The sequence below is a fragment of the Bacillus sp. FSL K6-0993 genome, assembly GCF_037977205.1.
Taxonomy (GTDB): Bacteria; Bacillota; Bacilli; order Bacillales; family Bacillaceae; genus Bacillus; species Bacillus subtilis.
In genome coordinates this window covers 2,888,524-2,907,380 of record NZ_CP150275.1, presented here as the reverse complement: position 1 = coordinate 2,907,380, position 18,857 = coordinate 2,888,524, and the positions used below count along the sequence as shown (strand labels likewise).

The 18,857-nt window shown below is 43.7% G+C and carries 18 protein-coding genes and 1 other annotated feature; of the genes, 11 read left to right on the top strand and 7 right to left on the bottom strand.

Going from position 1 to position 18,857, the window contains the following annotated elements; all coding sequences use genetic code 11:
• Window positions 1–41: 41 nt before the first annotated feature.
• Both motP and motS read left to right on the top strand, forming a co-directional pair.
• Complete coding sequence (gene motP / locus MHH79_RS15155) at window positions 42–860, top strand: flagellar motor protein MotP (protein WP_014477672.1); 819 nt, start codon at window positions 42–44, stop codon at window positions 858–860.
• Window positions 850–1,578 carry a flagellar motor protein MotS gene (gene motS / locus MHH79_RS15150; protein WP_063335791.1) on the top strand — a complete coding sequence of 243 codons (729 nt, stop codon included), beginning with the start codon at window positions 850–852 and terminating at the stop codon, window positions 1,576–1,578. Before motP ends, motS begins: the two co-directional genes overlap by 11 nt.
• Before the next feature lie 10 nt (window positions 1,579–1,588).
• On the opposite strand, the gene MHH79_RS15145 is transcribed toward motS, so the two are convergent.
• The 3 genes from MHH79_RS15145 to acuA are packed head-to-tail and all read right to left on the bottom strand — an operon-like array spanning window position 1,589 to window position 4,052.
• On the bottom strand, window positions 1,589–2,752 hold the full coding sequence (locus MHH79_RS15145; protein ID WP_015251447.1) for an acetoin utilization protein AcuC: 1,164 nt from the start codon (window positions 2,750–2,752) through the stop codon (window positions 1,589–1,591).
• A complete protein-coding gene (locus MHH79_RS15140) occupies window positions 2,749–3,393 on the bottom strand; it encodes an acetoin utilization AcuB family protein (RefSeq protein WP_003229294.1) in 645 nt (214 codons plus the stop codon). The genes MHH79_RS15145 and MHH79_RS15140 overlap by 4 nt, the downstream gene beginning before the upstream one ends.
• Window positions 3,394–3,419: 26 nt before the next feature.
• Window positions 3,420–4,052, bottom strand: a complete 633-nt coding sequence (acuA, locus tag MHH79_RS15135) for an acetoin utilization protein acetyltransferase AcuA (RefSeq protein WP_063335792.1) — start codon at window positions 4,050–4,052, stop codon at window positions 3,420–3,422.
• Window positions 4,053–4,211: 159 nt separating this feature from the next.
• Between acuA and acsA the strand changes: the two genes are divergently transcribed.
• The 3 genes from acsA (at window position 4,212) to MHH79_RS15120 (ending at window position 7,798) form a co-directional block, all read left to right on the top strand.
• On the top strand, window positions 4,212–5,930 hold the full coding sequence (acsA, locus tag MHH79_RS15130) for an acetate--CoA ligase (RefSeq protein WP_047183033.1): 1,719 nt from the start codon (window positions 4,212–4,214) through the stop codon (window positions 5,928–5,930).
• A gap of 54 nt (window positions 5,931–5,984) precedes the next feature.
• Window positions 5,985–6,221 (top strand) — a binding site (T-box leader).
• A 50-nt stretch (window positions 6,222–6,271) separates the two neighbouring features.
• Complete coding sequence (gene tyrS, locus MHH79_RS15125) at window positions 6,272–7,540, top strand: tyrosine--tRNA ligase (RefSeq protein WP_015384385.1); 1,269 nt, start codon at window positions 6,272–6,274, stop codon at window positions 7,538–7,540.
• Window positions 7,541–7,669: 129 nt separating this feature from the next.
• Window positions 7,670–7,798 carry a hypothetical protein gene (locus tag MHH79_RS15120; RefSeq protein ID WP_015483566.1) on the top strand — a complete coding sequence of 43 codons (129 nt, stop codon included), beginning with the start codon at window positions 7,670–7,672 and terminating at the stop codon, window positions 7,796–7,798.
• Window positions 7,799–7,819: 21 nt separating this feature from the next.
• On the opposite strand, the gene rpsD is transcribed toward MHH79_RS15120, so the two are convergent.
• A complete protein-coding gene (rpsD, locus tag MHH79_RS15115) occupies window positions 7,820–8,422 on the bottom strand; it encodes a 30S ribosomal protein S4 (protein WP_003229304.1) in 603 nt (200 codons plus the stop codon).
• A gap of 294 nt (window positions 8,423–8,716) precedes the next feature.
• Here rpsD and MHH79_RS15110 point away from each other — a divergent pair, with 294 nt between their 5' ends.
• Window positions 8,717–10,456 (top strand): diguanylate cyclase, encoded by a 1,740-nt coding sequence (locus tag MHH79_RS15110; RefSeq protein ID WP_340034697.1) that lies wholly within the window; start codon window positions 8,717–8,719, stop codon window positions 10,454–10,456.
• A 37-nt stretch (window positions 10,457–10,493) separates the two neighbouring features.
• Here MHH79_RS15110 and MHH79_RS15105 read toward each other — a convergent pair whose 3' ends face one another.
• Window positions 10,494–10,985, bottom strand: a complete 492-nt coding sequence (locus MHH79_RS15105) for a GAF domain-containing protein (protein ID WP_014477664.1) — start codon at window positions 10,983–10,985, stop codon at window positions 10,494–10,496.
• A 126-nt stretch (window positions 10,986–11,111) separates the two neighbouring features.
• Here MHH79_RS15105 and refZ point away from each other — a divergent pair, with 126 nt between their 5' ends.
• Entirely contained in the window at window positions 11,112–11,735 is a 624-nt protein-coding gene (refZ, locus tag MHH79_RS15100; RefSeq protein ID WP_015384381.1) for a transcriptional regulator RefZ, read from the top strand.
• Here refZ and hisJ read toward each other — a convergent pair.
• Window positions 11,732–12,538, bottom strand: a complete 807-nt coding sequence (gene hisJ / locus MHH79_RS15095) for a histidinol-phosphatase HisJ (RefSeq protein ID WP_063335795.1) — start codon at window positions 12,536–12,538, stop codon at window positions 11,732–11,734. The two genes, refZ and hisJ, sit on opposite strands and share 4 nt — an antisense overlap.
• A 197-nt stretch (window positions 12,539–12,735) precedes the next feature.
• Between hisJ and ezrA the strand changes: the two genes are divergently transcribed.
• The gene (gene ezrA, locus MHH79_RS15090; protein WP_063335796.1) at window positions 12,736–14,424 is read left to right on the top strand and encodes a septation ring formation regulator EzrA; all 1,689 of its coding nucleotides are present in this window, start codon (window positions 12,736–12,738) and stop codon (window positions 14,422–14,424) included.
• Between the two features lie 97 nt (window positions 14,425–14,521).
• Here the strand turns inward: ezrA and brnQ are convergent, their stop codons facing one another.
• Window positions 14,522–15,859, bottom strand: coding sequence for a branched-chain amino acid transport system II carrier protein (gene brnQ / locus MHH79_RS15085; protein ID WP_063335797.1), 1,338 nt, complete (start codon window positions 15,857–15,859; stop codon window positions 14,522–14,524).
• Between the two features lie 194 nt (window positions 15,860–16,053).
• Here brnQ and MHH79_RS15080 point away from each other — a divergent pair, with 194 nt between their 5' ends.
• The 3 genes from MHH79_RS15080 to sspA all read left to right on the top strand — a co-directional run bounded on the left by MHH79_RS15080 (window position 16,054) and on the right by sspA (window position 18,712).
• Complete coding sequence (locus MHH79_RS15080) at window positions 16,054–17,199, top strand: cysteine desulfurase family protein (protein WP_015483565.1); 1,146 nt, start codon at window positions 16,054–16,056, stop codon at window positions 17,197–17,199.
• 4 nt (window positions 17,200–17,203) lie between these two features.
• Window positions 17,204–18,409 carry a tRNA uracil 4-sulfurtransferase ThiI gene (gene thiI, locus MHH79_RS15075; RefSeq protein WP_003229326.1) on the top strand — a complete coding sequence of 402 codons (1,206 nt, stop codon included), beginning with the start codon at window positions 17,204–17,206 and terminating at the stop codon, window positions 18,407–18,409.
• 93 nt (window positions 18,410–18,502) lie between these two features.
• On the top strand, window positions 18,503–18,712 hold the full coding sequence (sspA, locus tag MHH79_RS15070) for an alpha type acid-soluble spore protein SspA (protein WP_003223491.1): 210 nt from the start codon (window positions 18,503–18,505) through the stop codon (window positions 18,710–18,712).
• The last annotated feature ends 145 nt before the right edge of the window (window positions 18,713–18,857 follow it).

Sequence of the window (18,857 nt, the reverse complement as noted above, 5' to 3'; positions counted from 1 at the left end):
ACCTTTATGGTGAATTCTTGCTTTTTTCATGGGGAGAAATGATGAAACGTTTTGATTATCTTACACCTGTTGGATTTGTGTTAGGAACGATTATTATTGTTATTGGGATTATTTCGGGATCGGGAGTAAGCGGTTTCCGCTCTTTTCTTGATCTGACCTCTTTCTTCATCGTAACAGGGGGACTTTGCGCGGCTGTTTTTATCAGTTTTCCACCAAGAGAGCTGAAAAAAGCGCCCTCTGTGTTAAAGCAGGCATTCATCCGCCAGGAAGACAATGTGAAAGATCTTGTGAAAACCTTTGTCTCCCTTTCCGATCACGCGCGAAAACACGGGCTTTTATCATTGGATGATCAGGCTCGGGAAATCAAAGATCCATTCTTGAAAAAAGGGCTGCTTTTAGCGATTGACGGCTGGGATGAAGAAACGATTCGGCTCGTCATGGATTCAGAAATCGCAGCAATGGAGGAACGGCACCGAAAAGGGCGGCGAGTTTTTGAAAAAGCGGGAGAATTCGCTCCGGCGTGGGGAATGATCGGAACACTCGTCGGGCTTGTGCTGATGCTCAAAAACTTAAACGACCCGCATATGCTCGGACCAAACATGGCCATTGCGCTTCTGACGACTTTATATGGTTCATTACTGGCAAATATGGTCTTCAACCCGATCGCGGCTAAGCTTGAAGAGAAAACAGAAAGTGAAATTTTCATCAAGCAGGTAATGGTGGAAGGGATTATCGGTGTTCAATCCGGAAAAAACCCGCGCAACCTTGAAAGCCAGCTGGTCGTTTTCAGCTCACGGGAAGAATGGCAGAAGCAGCCAAAACAAGTAAAAACAAAAAAGGGATCTGTACATGAAGCTTAGAAGAGAACGTTTTGAAAGAAGGAATGGAAGCGGAAAAAACAGTCAATCTTCATCCAGCTGGATGGTAACCTTTACAGATTTGATCACCTTGATCCTTGTGTTCTTTATTTTACTCTTTTCGATGTCCCAAATTGATCTGCAAAAATTCAAAGCGGCAGTGGACTCAATCCAGAAGGAAGGCAACGGGCTTCAGCCGGACCAAACATCCATAGAAAAAAAGAATATATCCCCACCTGATACGAAGAAGCAAGAGGATCAGCAGGATCAGCTTCTCAAGAAAGTAAATACATATATAAAAGACAATCATTTGAAGGCCCAAATGACAGCCAAACGGGATGAACGCGGTGTCGTGCTCGTTCTTCAGGAGGCTGTGCTGTTTGATACAGGTGAGGCAAAGGTGCTGAAAAATGCCGAAACACTTCTTCACCAAATTGCCGTTCTTCTTCAAACAATTCCAAATGACATTCAGGTGGAGGGGCATACAGACAGCCGAAACATTTCGACATACCGATACCCGTCGAACTGGGAGCTATCAGCAGCACGGGCAAGTGGAGTGATTCAATACTTCACGTCAAAAGAGAAGCTTCCCTCCAAGCGCTTTATTGCTGTCGGTTATGCGGATACAAAGCCGGTGAAGGATAACAAGACAAATGAACACATGAAGGAAAATCGGCGTGTGGAAATAGTGATCAAAAAATCAAAAACGACCTCTTCGTAAAGGTCGTTTTTTACTTTGTTCTTTGCTGTTCAGAACGTATCGCATATAATGCTTTGCTGACAGTTTGGGCATTTTTTTCTGTAATTTCAGGCTTGCGGGGAATCGGAGGATATAAATCAGCCGGATCGCTCCAGCTCGACGGAAGGGCCACGGGGCATTGTTTTTGCCATTTAGCAATCCATTCCGGCGGGATCTCGTGTCCCGGATCAATTCCCTTCATTTCAAGCCATATTCTGGCCCAGGCGCGGGGCACGACACGCCAAATATCATATCCGCCGCCTCCGACTGCAATCCATTTCCCTCCGCAATATTGATGAGCCAAAGTGTGTGCAAGACGGGGGATTTCTTCGTATATATTGATTGTTGCTGATAAATGCGTCAGCGGATCGTAGTAATGGGCATCGGCGCCGTTTTGACTGATAATGACATCAGGCTCGAAATACGCGGCGACTTCTGAAGCTGCTGTCCGGTAAGCCTCAAGAAAAGAATCATCCTCTGTAAAAGCGTCAAGCGGGATATTAAAGGAATAGCCATATCCTTTTCCGCTGCCTTTTTCTTGGATCTGACCGGTTCCAGGGAATAAATACCTTCCTGTTTCATGAATGGACAGCGTGCATACGTCAGGATTATCGTAAAATGTAAATTGCACACCGTCCCCGTGGTGGGCGTCCGTATCAATATAAAGCACTCTGGCGCTATATTTTTTCTGGATATATTGAATCGCCACAGCGCTGTCGTTGTATATGCAGAATCCTGATGCTCTCCCGCGAAAGCCATGATGAAGCCCTCCACCAAGGTTTGCCGCATGCAGGGCTTGTCCTGACATGACCCAGTCTGCGGCCGTTAAAGTGCCGCCGACCAAGAGGGATGCCGCTTCGTGCATGCCGGCAAAGACGGGTGTGTCTTCAGTGCCGAGCCCGTAGCTTTCTCCTTCTTCAGCGGGAAGCTTTCCGGCGCCCGCAAGCTTTACGGCCTGAATGTAATCGTCCGTGTGGACAAGGGAAAGCTCCTCTTCTGAAGCGAGTCTGGGGGTGACAATGTCTCCATCATCAAAGGCATTGATCGTCTTAAGCAAATCATATGTTAACAGAACCCGCTGCTGATTAAAGGGATGCTCCTGATGAAACATATAGGTTTGGTAGGATGGAGAATAGATAAATACACTGTCTCTCATAGCAGATCCCTTTGCTCTGACGGCCATACGACGTGGTGTCCATTTCTTTGTAATGCCTGCAAAAACGGCAGCGGATTCATCGTTTTTACACGGAAGACAAGCACTTTTACACCGGGATCGTCATGCGGATAAACAAGCACGCTTAATATTTTCACTTGAAGGTCTTGGCAAAGACTGCTGATCTCAGCGAGGCTTTTGGTGATGTCGTTTACTTTTATCTCAATTTGCGATCCCGGCTGGTCAGCGCCTGTCAATTTGACAAACGTCCGCAGCAAATCGGTTTTTGTTAAAATGCCTATTAATTTTTGATGGTGTACCACTGGAAGGCAGCCGATGCCATGCTCGTAGAACACGGCTGATATTTCTTCGACAAAATCTAACGGGTGGGCGCAGACAACATCTTTTTTCATAATTGAATCTACGCTTCGTGTGAGAAATAGGCTTCGTTTGTTTTCTTCAAAAATACTCGGGCTGGCCTGTTTCATGTCTCTGTCTGTAATCATGCCGATCACGTGTCGTTCTTCATCTACAACAGGCAGATGCCTGATATGGAATTCCTTCAGTTTGCATATTGCTGTTTCAAGCGTATCCGTCTTCGTTAATGTAATGACATCTCTTTTCATGATTTGCTCAACAATCATTATTTTTTCCCCTTTGCCAGTGTCAGTTAATACATATAACGATGATAAAAACGGAGCCTGTCAAATTGCTCAATTGATTCTTGGCTGACGTTTTTTCCGATGCGGGCCATCAGACAGTTTGCAGGGTGGGAGCTGATCTCCGGCTCATCCGTTGCAAACCAGACCAATCCGCCTGCATTCATCATCTTTTCCATCATCTTTCTGTATTCCCACACATCTTTTTTCATCCCTTTTAAATCCCAATGCCAGTAATATTCTGTCGTCATCACAATGTAGTTTTCCATTTGTTCATCCATCATGCTGACGGTCAGGAGCGTCTTTCCAACAGCGCATCCCCGATAGTCCGGCGCTACTTCGATGGCTCCGAGCTCAATCAAATCCTCCATATTTCCTTCAGACCATCTTTCGAGCGGGTCAGGATATAAATACGTGACATAGCCGACAATGGTTCGGCCGTCTCTGGCAATAATAATGCGCCCTTCGGGAAGGCCTGCAATGTCGACTAGCGCTTCATGCTGCTCGCGAGGCGGGCGAAATGCGGTTAAATCTTTATGAAACTCATAACCTGCCAAATCCTCTGGAGAGACAGGCCCTTCTATCAGTAAAGAGCCGGTTGCTGTTTTGATGTTTGCTGAATGGTATGTTTTATGATGTTCCACTAATTCACCGTCCCATCAATTCTTATAAAAATACATGCCTTCTTTAAGAATACCAAATTATAAAGCGTTTTCAACATGGTTTATATTTTAAAAATTGAGAAGAATATGAATATATACTATAATAATTGTGACAACTTCAGCAAAGGGGGATGTTTGGGCATGAATTTGAAAGCGTTACCAGCAATAGAGGGGGATCATAACTTAAAAAACTATGAAGAAACGTACCGGCATTTTGATTGGGCCGAGGCAGAGAAACATTTCTCTTGGCATGAGACAGGGAAACTGAATGCGGCGTATGAAGCGATTGACCGCCATGCCGAATCGTTTCGAAAAAACAAAGTAGCGCTTTATTATAAAGACGCAAAAAGGGATGAAAAATACACATTTAAAGAAATGAAGGAAGAATCAAACAGAGCCGGGAATGTGCTGAGACGGTATGGAAATGTGGAAAAAGGGGACCGCGTTTTTATTTTTATGCCGAGATCACCCGAGCTTTATTTTATTATGCTTGGCGCAATCAAAATTGGCGCCATCGCCGGGCCGCTGTTCGAAGCATTTATGGAGGGAGCGGTGAAAGACCGGCTTGAAAACAGTGAGGCAAAGGTTGTTGTCACAACACCTGAGCTGCTGGAGAGAATACCGGTAGACAAACTGCCTCACTTGCAGCATGTCTTCGTAGTCGGGGGAGAGGCTGAGAGCGGCACGAATATCATCAATTATGATGAAGCAGCGAAACAGGAAAGCACAAGACTGGATATCGAATGGATGGATAAAAAAGACGGCTTTCTGCTTCACTATACATCAGGTTCCACTGGTACGCCAAAGGGCGTGCTGCATGTCCATGAAGCGATGATTCAGCAATATCAAACAGGAAAGTGGGTCCTTGATTTAAAGGAAGAAGACATTTATTGGTGCACGGCTGATCCAGGCTGGGTGACAGGTACGGTATACGGCATTTTTGCACCGTGGCTGAACGGAGCGACAAATGTCATCGTCGGCGGGCGTTTCAGCCCGGAAAGCTGGTATGGAACGATTGAACAGCTTGGCGTCAATGTCTGGTACAGCGCGCCGACCGCTTTTCGGATGCTGATGGGAGCGGGAGATGAAATGGCTGCGAAATATGACCTAACTTCACTACGGCATGTGCTCAGTGTCGGTGAGCCGCTAAATCCGGAAGTCATCAGATGGGGACATAAAGTTTTTAACAAACGAATTCATGATACATGGTGGATGACCGAAACGGGCAGTCAGCTCATCTGCAACTATCCTTGCATGGATATTAAACCGGGTTCAATGGGTAAGCCGATTCCAGGAGTGGAGGCAGCGATCGTTGACAATCAAGGCAACGAGCTACCGCCATACCGAATGGGCAATCTCGCCATCAAAAAGGGCTGGCCTTCCATGATGCATACCATTTGGAATAACGCTGAAAAGTATGAATCGTATTTCATGCCGGGCGGCTGGTATGTGTCTGGGGATTCTGCTTACATGGATGAAGAGGGATACTTTTGGTTCCAAGGCAGAGTTGATGACGTCATCATGACCTCCGGTGAGCGCGTCGGCCCATTTGAAGTGGAAAGCAAGCTTGTCGAACATCCGGCTATTGCAGAAGCAGGCGTAATCGGAAAGCCTGACCCGGTGCGTGGAGAAATCATTAAAGCCTTTATTGCACTCAGGGAAGGATTTGAGCCGTCTGATAAACTGAAAGAAGAGATCCGCCTATTTGTAAAGCAGGGTCTTGCAGCCCATGCGGCTCCGCGTGAGATCGAATTTAAAGATAAGCTTCCGAAAACCCGAAGCGGAAAGATCATGAGGCGCGTGCTGAAGGCATGGGAGCTTAATCTGCCTGCTGGAGATCTGTCAACAATGGAGGATTAAAAGGCGGCGTTGACACAGGATTTTATTTATGTTAAAAATGATATAGCTTCATATGAAAAGGTAAAGATTGAGACAAGTAGAATATCCTTACGTTCCAGAGAGCTGATGGCCGGTGAAAATCAGCACAGATGGGTATATCGAATACACTCATGAACCGCTTTTGCAAACAAAGCCGGCCAGGCTTTCAGTAGTGAAAGAACGGACCTGATCCGTTATCAGGCAAAGTGATAAGACGAATGTTTGCATTCTCTTATTAGTAGGGTGGTACCGCGATAATCAATCGTCCCTTCGTGTAAACGAAGGGGCGTTTTTTATTTTAATCAAAAAAGGAGCTTTATCTTATGACTAACTTACTTGAAGACTTATCCTTCCGCGGATTGATTCAGCAAATGACAGATGAAGAAGGGTTAAATAAACAGCTGAATGAAGAAAAAATCCGCTTGTACTCAGGCTTTGACCCGACAGCAGACAGCTTGCATATCGGACACCTGCTGCCTATTTTAACACTTCGCCGTTTTCAGCTTGCAGGGCATCATCCGATTGCGCTTGTGGGCGGCGCGACGGGCCTCATCGGTGATCCAAGCGGAAAAAAAGCAGAGCGTACATTAAACACTGCTGACATCGTATCCGAATGGTCCCAAAAAATCAAAAATCAGCTGTCCAGATTTCTAGATTTTGAAGCAGCAGAAAACCCAGCTGTCATCGCGAACAACTTTGACTGGATCGGCAAAATGAATGTGATCGATTTCCTTCGTGACGTTGGTAAAAATTTCGGCATCAATTACATGCTGGCAAAAGATACGGTCAGCTCAAGAATTGAATCCGGCATCTCGTACACAGAATTCAGCTACATGATTCTTCAATCTTATGATTTCTTAAATCTTTACAGAGACAAAAACTGTAAACTGCAAATCGGCGGAAGCGATCAGTGGGGCAACATCACAGCGGGTCTTGAACTGATCAGAAAATCAGAAGAAGAAGGAGCAAAAGCGTTCGGCCTAACGATTCCGCTTGTCACAAAAGCAGACGGCACGAAGTTCGGAAAAACGGAAGGCGGTGCGATCTGGCTTGATAAAGAAAAAACATCGCCATATGAATTCTATCAATTCTGGATCAACACAGACGACCGTGACGTTGTCAAATACTTGAAATACTTTACGTTCCTTTCAAAAGAAGAAATTGAAGCATACGCTGAAAAAACAGAAACGGCGCCAGAAAAACGTGAAGCACAAAAACGCCTGGCAGAAGAAGTGACATCACTTGTTCACGGACGCGAGGCGCTGGAGCAAGCCATCAACATCTCCCAAGCGCTGTTCAGCGGCAATATTAAAGAGCTTTCTGCTCAAGACGTAAAAGTAGGCTTTAAAGATGTTCCTTCTATGGAAGCTGACAGCACCCAAGAGCTTTCACTTGTAGATGTGTTGGTGCAATCTAAATTATCTCCTTCTAAACGCCAAGCGCGTGAAGACATTCAAAACGGAGCTGTTTACATTAACGGTGAACGCCAGACGGAAATAAATTATACCCTATCAGCTGAAGACCGTATCGAAAATCAATTTACTGTTCTGCGCCGCGGGAAGAAAAAATACTTCCTTGTGACGTATAAATAAGAAAAAGATCCTTTGCCACTGAAGGCAAAGGATCTTTTTGTTTACCGCATAGGAATGAAAGGAAAAGAGTATATTAGATAGGGCAAACACGACCAATCACCACCTTTTAAATGAAAGGAGCGCTAAAGCGTGAATCTCATGTGTACGATTGCAAAAGAACGGCTGCAGCGGGATTATTGGGAGCAGCAGGCGCAGGATAGTGTTGGCCAGCAAGAGGCAAAAGACAAAATAGACGATAAAAAAACCCCGACCGCATAGCGGCAGGGGTTTTTAAAACGATTAACGAGAGTAGAACTCAACGATAAGCGCTTCGTTAATTTCCGGAGCAAGTTCAGAACGCTCAGGAAGACGAGTGAAAGTACCTTCAAGCTTTTCAGCGTCGAAAGTAAGGTATTCAGGAACGAAGTTGTTCACTTCAACAGATTCTTTGATGATAGAAAGGTTTCTTGATTTTTCGCGAACACCGATTGTTTGACCAGGTTTCACTAGGTAAGACGGGATATCAACGCGGCTTCCGTCTACAAGAATGTGACCGTGGTTAACCAATTGGCGAGCTTGACGGCGAGTACGTGCTAAACCTAGCTTGTACACAACGTTATCAAGACGAGAATCTAAAAGAATCATGAAGTTTTCACCGTGTTTACCAGCTAGTTTGCCAGCTTTGTCAAACAAAGTGCGGAATTGACGTTCGTTTACACCGTACATGTGACGAAGCTTTTGCTTTTCTTGCAATTGCAAACCGTATTCTGATAATTTTTTACGTTGTCCTGGGCCGTGTGGACCTGGAGCGTAAGGGCGTTTTTCTAATTCTTTTCCTGTACCGCTAAGAGAGATTCCTAGACGGCGAGACAGTTTCCAAGATGGACCTGTATAGCGAGCCATAATGTGACTCCTCCTTTGGTTTTATTTTTGTGGAAAATAAAAACCGTCTGCTCTATTCGACCATGCACATTTTGTTTTCATGTATCCTCGCTCCAGCAGCAGAGAGTTACACGATACACCTTATTGATAAGGAACAAAATGAAAACATAGAAGCTGAACAAAAAGGCTGCAATATTTCACACAAAGGTCATTATATAATTTATTTGTTTTGAAGTCAACCATTCCTCCATTATTGCTTCACCGTTTATGATATAATAAACAAAAATTAGTGGTAAACTTTTAGGTGATAAAAACATGGTAGAACAAACTAAAGATCAATTATCCGCCTTTCATTATCATATGCTCGATTTTTTATTAACCAAATCTGAAAAAGTCACATTCACCGACTCTTTAATATGGCTGACTTCGGCTATTCAAACCTATTTTTCAACCCTTTGTGTTTCGCTTAGACCGTCATCATCAGACTTTGTGACAAAACTGGCAGATGGTGAAGCGCGTTTTTCCGCTTCAAAAATAAACGCTTCATGTTATCTGATTGAGGACGGCTCCGGCAGGCGTTTCCATCTTGCGTGCAGGCAGGATGAAGAGATTCCTGAAGGGCTTCCGGACGTGGTTGCTTCATTTTTAAACCAGTCGATGAAACAGGAAAGACTCTATAACAAAACGATCTACCAAAAAAAGATATACAAAATGACGGAGCTGTTCCATTCACTGCTTGATCAGACAGATGTGCTGAAGCAGCTTTTAGAGAGCTTGACCAGCACATTTTCTCTTTTTGAGTTTTCTTTATTTATATCGCACGATCAAGACCAATGTTTAGGGATTCCTGCAAAAGAGCTTTATATGGAAGGGGAAAAATCCGATTCCTTTGCACTCAAAGTGTATTTGTCCGGAGACATTTTGCGGAAAAATGAATCTGCCGCCTATATTCCGATCAAAGGACAGCAGGGCACATACGGGGTGTTGAAGGCTGAAGGAACGGGTGACAGCTTTCTTACTGATGCCTGCCTTGATGAAATGTCGCTGTTAGCAAACGCCGCGGGAAAAGCGTTTGAAAATGCCCAGCTCTACGAACAATCCAAAGCAAGCATCGCAAATTTGGAATTGATTAATGAAACATCACGACGCCTGAATCAGCGGCTGACATTGACTGATACAATGAATGATCTGGCTGTGAGAATGGCAGAATCGTTTCAGGCAGAAGAAGTGGGATTTTTTCATATAGACCATTTTGAAAACCTAACATTGCTCCCAGGCAGCACAGCATTTTTTAAAGAAGCGAAGCCGTCAGATTTTTATAATGAGCTGAAAGAAAAGCTGTATGAAGGTGAAAAAGGGGTTTTCATCGGGAATGGCCAGTCTGTTTTTGGGAAGGCGGGGTACGGCTCGCTGATGGCTGCTCCGATGATTCAAAACGACCGGCTTCTAGGTTTTGCGGTTTTATTGAAACAGGAGCTGTACGCTTTTACATTTGAAATGTACAAGCTGTTTCAGGCGCTGATTCATCACGCGACACTGGCTGTAACCAATTCAATGCTCCGCGACCGCCTTGAGCATCTCGTGAAAACAGATCAGCTGACTGAACTGTATTCACGAGCGTATTTAGATGAAAAAATTCAATACAGCATGAAAATCCACCAAAAGGGTGTTTTTATTCTTGTTGATATTGATAATTTTAAGAATGTAAATGATACGTACGGCCATCAGACTGGGGACGAGATTTTAATTCAAGTCGCTTCAGTGATTAAAAGCAACATCCGAAAGCATGATGTCGGTGCCCGCTGGGGAGGCGAGGAGCTGGCGATTTATTTGCCAAATGTGCCGGTTGCAGTGGGGAAACGGATTACCGAGCGACTGGTTTATGCGGTCAGAAAAAATACGAAACCCGAGGTAACCATTTCCTGCGGTATATCCTGCTGGACGACAGAAACAAAAAAGTCGCTGAAAGAGCTTGTGCATGAGGCAGATGAAGCGCTCTACAGCGCGAAACGGAGCGGGAAAAACCGTTTGATGATTCATGACTCAATAAAATAAAAAAAGCCCAAAACGATATCAGTTTTGGGCTTTTATATTACTGAGCTAACGCTTTTTCTAGCGTTTCGGCAAATTGAGTTAAGTATTTTTCATCAATTTCGTCGAAACGGTTTTTCACTGGGCTGTCGATGTCCAAGACGCCGACAATTTTTCCGTCTACACGAATCGGAAGCACAATTTCTGATTGAGACGCTGCATCGCAGGCGATATGTCCCGGAAACGCATTTACATCCTCAACACGTTCCACTTTTCCGTTTGCGTACGCTGTGCCGCAAACCCCTCTGCCGAAAGGAATCCGAACACATGCCGGCAGGCCTTGGAACGGACCTAACACAAGCTGTCCATCCTCTTCTTTGGCAAAATAGAAACCCGCCCAGTTGACTTCAGGCAGCGAATGATACAGCAGCGCTGAGGCATTTGCATAGTTAGCTATTTGGTCTGTTTCGTCTTCGGTCATGGCTTCGAGCTGTTTTAGCAGAAGCTGATAGTCTTTTTCTTTATCTCCAGATTGTTTTTCGACATGGAACATGGAAAACCCTCACTTTTTCTATAATATAAAACAAAGTTCCGGCTTTTCTGCCGGCATTTGTCGATAAGTTCTTACAGGAACAGCGGCTTTCTGCTTGAATAGTATCAAGAGGAAGGAGTGAGCCGTATGAAAGTAAGCACCAAAGACAAAATTATTGAATCTGCTGTCATGCTTTTTAACCAAAAAGGATTTTCTGGCACGTCTGTCCGTGAAATCGCAAAGTCAGCTGATGTAAATGTTGCGCACATCTCCTACTATTTTAAAGGCAAAGGAGGCTTGATGGAACACTTAGTTTCAGAGTTTTACGAAGGCTACAGCAAAACGCTTGAAACAGCGGCAAGCAATATCTCTTCTCAAAGCACGCAGGAACATCTTCTTCAATTGGTTTTCGATATTTTATCCTATCAGCATAATCATCGTCAATTAACTCGTTTTGTCTACCGGGAAGTTACAATTGACTCCACATTAATCAGGGAAATTATGTCGACATATCTAATGAAGGAAAAGTATATCTTTCAGCTGATCATTGAGGAAGGAGAAAAACAGCGTGAATATTTAACGCTGCCGCTGCCTCATTTTATTCTCCAATTAAAATCTCTCTTGATGATGCCCTATCTCCAGCCTCAATATATTTCAGAAGTACTCTACATGCAGCCGCACGAGCCGTATTTTTATAAAATGTATTTTGAAGAAATCAAGATTTGGATCAGAAGCGTCTTCCGGACAGGAGACGTGGCGCTCACCAATTAGCACCGTTCCAAAAACGCCTTATACGCATATCCGACATCTCCCGCTTGATGGGCATCTGACCCAAACACAAGCGGGATCTTCTTTTGCTTCGCTTTATTCAGCATCCAATCCTCGATATAAATACCGCCAGCGTAAGTTTTTCTTAAGCCGGAAGTATTGAAGTCGAGCTCCATTCCGTTTTCTTCAATGGCATTCAGGCACAGGGAAACGAGGCCGCGAATATGCTCGGACATGCTGTATGGAAACAGCTTGATGAATTTTTGGACGAGTGTGATGTGACCGACTCTTTTTGGCTTATAAACGCCGAGAGATGCTACAATGGAAGAATAGATACTCCGGTAATATTGTTCGTATACAGCTTCAATGCTTCCGCAGGCTGAAATCAGCTCTTTGAAGGTATGCTCGTCATAATCAAGGCATAGATAGGAAGAGTCTGTGCGCAAAAAATGAACGGATAAGATGCTGTCATCTAAATATGGCCCGTATGTGTCCAGGAATAATGTAATTTCGTCTTCAAATTCAGCGATATAATCGACTTCAAGCCCTGTCCGTATGCTAAGCTGTCCGCGATATTCTTTTTTTAATCCGGAAATTTCATTGATATAGCGTTCCAAAGAAGCTTGCGCCATCGCGCTGTCTTTCAGCGGCGTGGGATCGGTAAAAGAGGGCGGCAATGGGGCGTGTTCGGTAAAAGTAATCGATTCAAACCCTTTTTTTAAGGCTTCTTCTGCATATTGTCTGAGTGTGTCATTGGAGCCGTGAGGGCAAAATGGTGTGTGAATATGTCCGTCTCGCTTTTGCATTGATGTCACCCCATGAAAAAATAGTCAAATCCTGCCGATTTTGCACAAAAAGTTTTTGATTTCTGGTCAAAAAATGTTTGTTACATGGTATCATAATAACAATGAAAACGACAGTTTTTCTCAATACATATCCTGAAATCTTTCTGAATAAATAAAACACCCTGACAGATTAAGGTAAACAGCAAGGGGGGCTCATTATGGAGTTTGTCATTGGATTATTAATTGTACTGCTTGCGCTGTTTGCGGCAGGCTACTTTTTCAGGAAAAAAATCTACGCCGAAATCGACCGGCTGGAATCGTGGAAGATTGAAATTCTGAATCGGTCGATCGTGGAAGAAATGTCTAAAATAAAACATTTAAAAATGACGGGTCAGACAGAAGAGTTCTTTGAGAAGTGGCGTGAAGAATGGGATGAGATTGTCACAGCCCACATGCCGAAAGTTGAAGAGCTCCTTTATGATGCCGAGGAAAATGCAGACAAATACCGGTTTAAAAAGGCCAATCAAGTGCTCGTTCATATCGACGACCTGCTGACAGCGGCTGAATCAAGCATTGAAAAGATTCTTCGGGAAATCAGCGATCTTGTCACAAGTGAGGAAAAGAGCCGTGAAGAGATTGAACAGGTGAGGGAGCGCTATTCGAAATCTCGAAAAAACCTGCTGGCTTACAGCCACCTTTACGGGGAGCTTTATGACAGCCTTGAAAAGGATCTGGACGAAATTTGGAGCGGCATCAAACAATTTGAAGAAGAAACAGAAGGCGGAAACTATATTACTGCAAGAAAAGTACTGCTTGAGCAGGACCGCAATCTTGAGCGGCTTCAGTCATACATCGATGACGTGCCGAAGCTGTTAGCTGATTGTAAGCAAACGGTGCCTGGCCAGATTGCTAAGCTCAAGGACGGCTATGCCGAGATGAAAGAAAAAGGGTACAAGCTTGAGCATATCCAGCTTGATAAGGAATTAGAAAATCTGTCAAACCAGCTGAAACGAGCGGAACATGTCCTGATGACTGAGCTGGATATTGATGAAGCGTCCGCAATCCTGCAGCTCATTGACGAAAATATTCAATCTGTTTATCAGCAGCTGGAGGGCGAAGTTGAAGCTGGTCAATCCGTACTAAGCAAAATGCCTGAATTGATTATTGCTTACGACAAGCTTAAAGAAGAGAAAGAGCATACGAAGGCGGAAACTGAGCTGGTGAAGGAAAGCTACAGGCTGACAGCCGGTGAGCTCGGCAAACAGCAGGCTTTTGAAAAGCGCCTTGATGAAATTGGGAAGCTGCTATCATCCGTTAAAGATAAGCTTGATGCAGAGCATGTCGCTTACTCACTTTTAGTAGAAGAAGTTGCTTCAATAGAGAAGCAAATTGAAGAAGTGAAAAAAGAGCATGCCGAGTATCGTGAAAATCTGCAAGCGCTGAGAAAAGAAGAGCTTCAGGCGAGGGAGACGCTCAGCAATTTGAAAAAAACAATTTCTGAGACAGCAAGACTGTTGAAGACTAGCAACATTCCAGGCATTCCGAGCCATATTCAAGAGATGCTGGAGAACGCGCATCATCATATTCAAGAAACGGTCAATCAACTAAACGAACTTCCATTAAATATGGAAGAAGCCGGAGCCCATTTGAAGCAAGCAGAAGATATCGTCAACAGGGCAAGCCGGGAATCAGAGGAACTTGTCGAGCAGGTCATCCTCATTGAAAAAATCATTCAGTTCGGAAACCGGTTCAGAAGCCAGAATCATATTTTATCTGAACAGCTGAAAGAAGCGGAAAGACGTTTTTATGCTTTTGATTATGACGACTCTTATGAAATTGCAGCTGCCGCTGTAGAAAAGGCTGCGCCAGGTGCAGTAGAAAAAATCAAAGCTGATATATCCGCTTAGATAATCACGACCATGAAAAAGAGCCCGCAGTGTAATGAGCAGGCTCTTTTTTTTTCATTACAAAACGCCTGCGCAATAACGCAGGCGTTCTGTGACATTAACTTATTTCATTAAGCTGTTTGGATGGTCCGATGAATAAGGTAAGCACATAGCCGATAACCGCTCCGACGATTCCTGGAAGCACCCAGCCGATGCCGAGGCTGTAAAGAGGAAGATTCGCATTTAGAAACGCATCTAAAGATCCAAGTGAAAAACCGGCTGCTTTAATGCCGTCTAAAATACTGAAAAGTCCTGTACCGATCAAGCATGCGATGTACACTTCGCGTCTTTCTTTAAAGATCTTATCGATGAAGGAAAGAACGATAATGACAATGGCAAGCGGATAGATAGCTGATAAAATAGGAACAGAAAACGCGATAATTTGCGCGAGTCCGAAATTCGCAATGATCAAGCTGAATAACGTGACAATCGTAACGACAATTTTATATGATAATGCCGGAATAAGTTTTGAAAAATATTGGCCGCAAGATGTGACAAGGCCGATGCTTGTTGTTAAACATGCGACTGTAATAGCTGCTCCGAGTACGATGTTGCCTAATGAACCGAATAAATAATGGGAAGACGCAGACAAAATTTTAGCTCCTTCACCAACAGGACCGATGGCATTTGTGCTTGTTGCACCTAAATAAGCAAGGGATACATAAATGAAAGTCAGCCCTAAAGCGGCAATCACACCTGCTTTAATGCAGGCTGCAGCAAGAGCTTTAGACTGTGTAACGCCTTTGCTTTTTACAGCATTTACAACGACAACTCCAAATACAATTGAAGCAAGTGCGTCCATTGTTTTATAGCCTTCTAAAAATCCTTTAAAAACCGGTGTTCCTTTATATGCTTCTGTCACGGCGCCCAATCCGCCCATCGGCGTGAAGATGGCTTTGAGAACAATGATTAAAATAATTGTGAATTTGATGGGAGTCAGAATTTTTCCGACTCGATCGACAACCTTGGATGGGTTTAACGCTAAATAGTACGTAACGCCGAAAAAGATAAGTGTAAATATTAATAAAGAAAGTCTTTCTGGTATGCCAGTCAAAAATGGAACAGCGCCAATTTCATATGAAACAGTTCCTGTTCTCGGGATGGCGAATAATGGTCCGATTGATAAATAAAGCACGACAGTAAAGATTGTTCCGAAAACAGGGTGCGCTTTGTCAGCAAGGCCTTTAGCGTCCTTACCGGTTAATGCGATGGCGATAATGCCGAGAAGCGGCAGGCCTACCCCTGTCAGTAAAAATCCGCCGATGGCCTTCCAGACGTTGTGTCCGGCTGCTTGTCCAAGTTCCGGCGGATAAATCATATTTCCTGCTCCAAAGAATAGCGCAAATAGCATGAAACCAATAATAATGGTATCTTTGACAGGCAGTGAGTGTTTCATGAAAAAAATCCTCCTAATAATTATGTTAAAATATTCTGTCAATTAATTGTCAGATAATATGACGAAACGAACAAATCTTATTATATGGTAAAAAAATTAGAAGTCAATACTAGTTTTTCGTAATTTTCTATTAAATTTTGTTATGGTAACATAAATATCATACCTTGTACCGCTTTCATAAAGGAGTAAAAAAGATGATATATTTAGATAATAGTTCAACGACGAAGCCTTACGATGAAGTCTTGAACGTATATGAACAGACAAGCAGCCGATACTTTGGCAATCCTTCATCTTTGCACCGATATGGAGCCGAAACGGAACAGCTGCTTCAAGCAGCCAAAAATCAAATCAAAAGGTCCTTAGGCCTAAAAAAATATGATATTGTATTTACGTCAGGCGCCACAGAAGCCAATAATGCGGCTTTAAAAGGAGCGGCTTTGTCAAAGATAAAAACAGGCAAACATATCATTGCCACTTCTATTGAACATCCATCTGTTACGGAATCGTTAGAACAGCTGAAAGAGTTGTTCGGGTTTGATATCACTTATCTTTCTGTGAATGAAGACGGATTTGTTTCTATTGAAGAACTAAAAGCAGCCATCCGTCCCGATACCGTGCTTGTCAGCATGATGCATGTGAACAATGAAGTCGGTTCCGTGCAGCCGATTGAAGCGGCAGGAGAAGTGCTGAAAGAGCACTCGAACATTTTGTTTCACGTCGATTATGTGCAGGGCATCTATAAAGTGCCCTTGGCAATTGAAAAGGCCGGCATTGATCTATGTTCAATTTCGGGGCATAAATTTCACGGCCTAAAGGGGACAGGCGCACTTATTGTAAAAGAAGGAACACGCCTTATTCCGCTCATAACGGGAGGCTCTCAGCAAAAAGGCATACGGGCCGGAACAGAACATACTGCTGGTGCGGTTTCGCTTGCCAAGGCCATTAATCTTGCCTCTGCTGATTTTGACACACGGCTTGATACGATGACTGCCACAAAGGAATTGTTTATGAAAAGGCTGAGTGAAATTGAGGGCGTCGTTATCAACACGCCTCAAATGAATAGCGCGCCGCACATTATTAATTTCTCTGTACCGGGGATTAAAGCGGAAGTGCTTTTACACATGCTTGAGGAACAGGATATATTCGTCTCCACAACATCGGCTTGCTCGGCAAAAGAACATAAGCCCAGTAAAGTTCTCTTAGAGATGGGCAAAGGAGAGCAGATTGCCGGAAGCAGCATCAGAATCAGTTTAAATTACAGCCAGACAAGCGATGTGGCAGATCCGTTTATGAACGCGCTTCGACCTGGCATCAAAAAATTAAGGAAAATGATGAGGTAGAAAAATGAATTACGATCATATATTAATTCGTTTTGGGGAAATTTCGACCAAAGGTAAAAACAGAAAAAGCTTTATTGAGCGCTTAAAACAAAACATCAGACTCGTTTTGAAAGACTATCCGAATTTAAAATACTTTTCCAACAGGGATCGTATGACGATTACATTAAATGGAGAGGATCCTGAGGCTCTTTTTCCTCATTTAAAGCAAGTGTTTGGGATTCAAAGCTTCAGCCTGGCAATTAAATGTGACAGCCGCCTTGATGATATTAAGGCAACCGCACTAAAGGCCATCAAAGATCAATATAAACCAGGTGATACGTTTAAAGTCGCGACAAAGAGAGCGTATAAGCAATTTGAATTAGATACAAACCAGATGAACGCTGAAATCGGCGGCCATATTTTGCGAAATACAGAAGGATTGACGGTCGATGTTCGCAACCCAGACATCCCGCTCAGAATCGAAATCAGGGAAGAAGCAACATTTTTGACAATTCGTGATGAAAAAGGTGCAGGCGGGCTGCCAGTTGGTTCAGCAGGAAAAGCGATGCTGATGCTTTCTGGCGGTTTTGACAGCCCTGTGGCCGGTTTTTATGCGATGAAACGGGGATTGTCGGTAGAAGCTGTTCATTTCTTCAGCCCGCCATACACGAGTGAGCGCGCAAAGCAAAAGGTAATGGATCTGGCGAAATGTCTGTCCCGTTTTGGGGGAAGCATGACACTTCATATTGTTCCATTTACAAAAACGCAAGAGCTCATCCAAAAACAAATTCCTGAAAATTACACAATGACGGCAACCCGCCGCCTCATGCTTCAGATCGCCGACAGAATCAGAGAAAAGAGAAACGGGCTTGCCATTATTACGGGAGAAAGCCTCGGTCAGGTAGCGAGCCAAACGCTTGAAAGCATGTATGCAATTAATGCGGTGACGTCAACACCGATTTTGCGTCCGTTAATCGCCATGGACAAAACAGAAATCATCGAAAAATCACGGGAAATTGGCACATATGAAACAAGCATTCAGCCGTTTGAAGACTGCTGCACGATCTTTACACCGCCAAGCCCGAAAACACGCCCTAAAAAAGAGAAAATTGAACACTTTGAAAGCTTTGTTGATTTCGAGCCGTATATTCAAGAAGCGGTAGATAACATTGAGACAATGACCCTGTATAGCGAACAAGAAGCTAACGATAAATTCGCTGAACTCTTTTAAATCAATTTTCAGCTCCTGTATACAATTACCAAAGTTTTTCTGAATGAAGCCATGTGTTTTGACACATTCTATACTCACAAGGAGGTGAGACACATGGCTAACAATAACTCAGGTAACAGCAACAACCTTTTAGTACCAGGAGCTGCTCAAGCGATCGACCAAATGAAATTAGAAATCGCTTCTGAATTCGGTGTAAACCTTGGAGCAGACACAACTTCTCGCGCTAACGGTTCTGTTGGAGGAGAGATCACAAAACGTCTTGTATCTTTTGCTCAACAAAACATGGGCGGAGGACAATTCTAATTTACAATTTCACATAATGGCTTAGGAGTGGGGGTATCCCCACTCCTTTTCATTTTTTATATATAAAAAAGGACCAGCGGCCTATAAAATCTATGTTTACAGAGGTTGCTTTTAGGCATATCCTTACGGAAAGAGCCTGTATTTA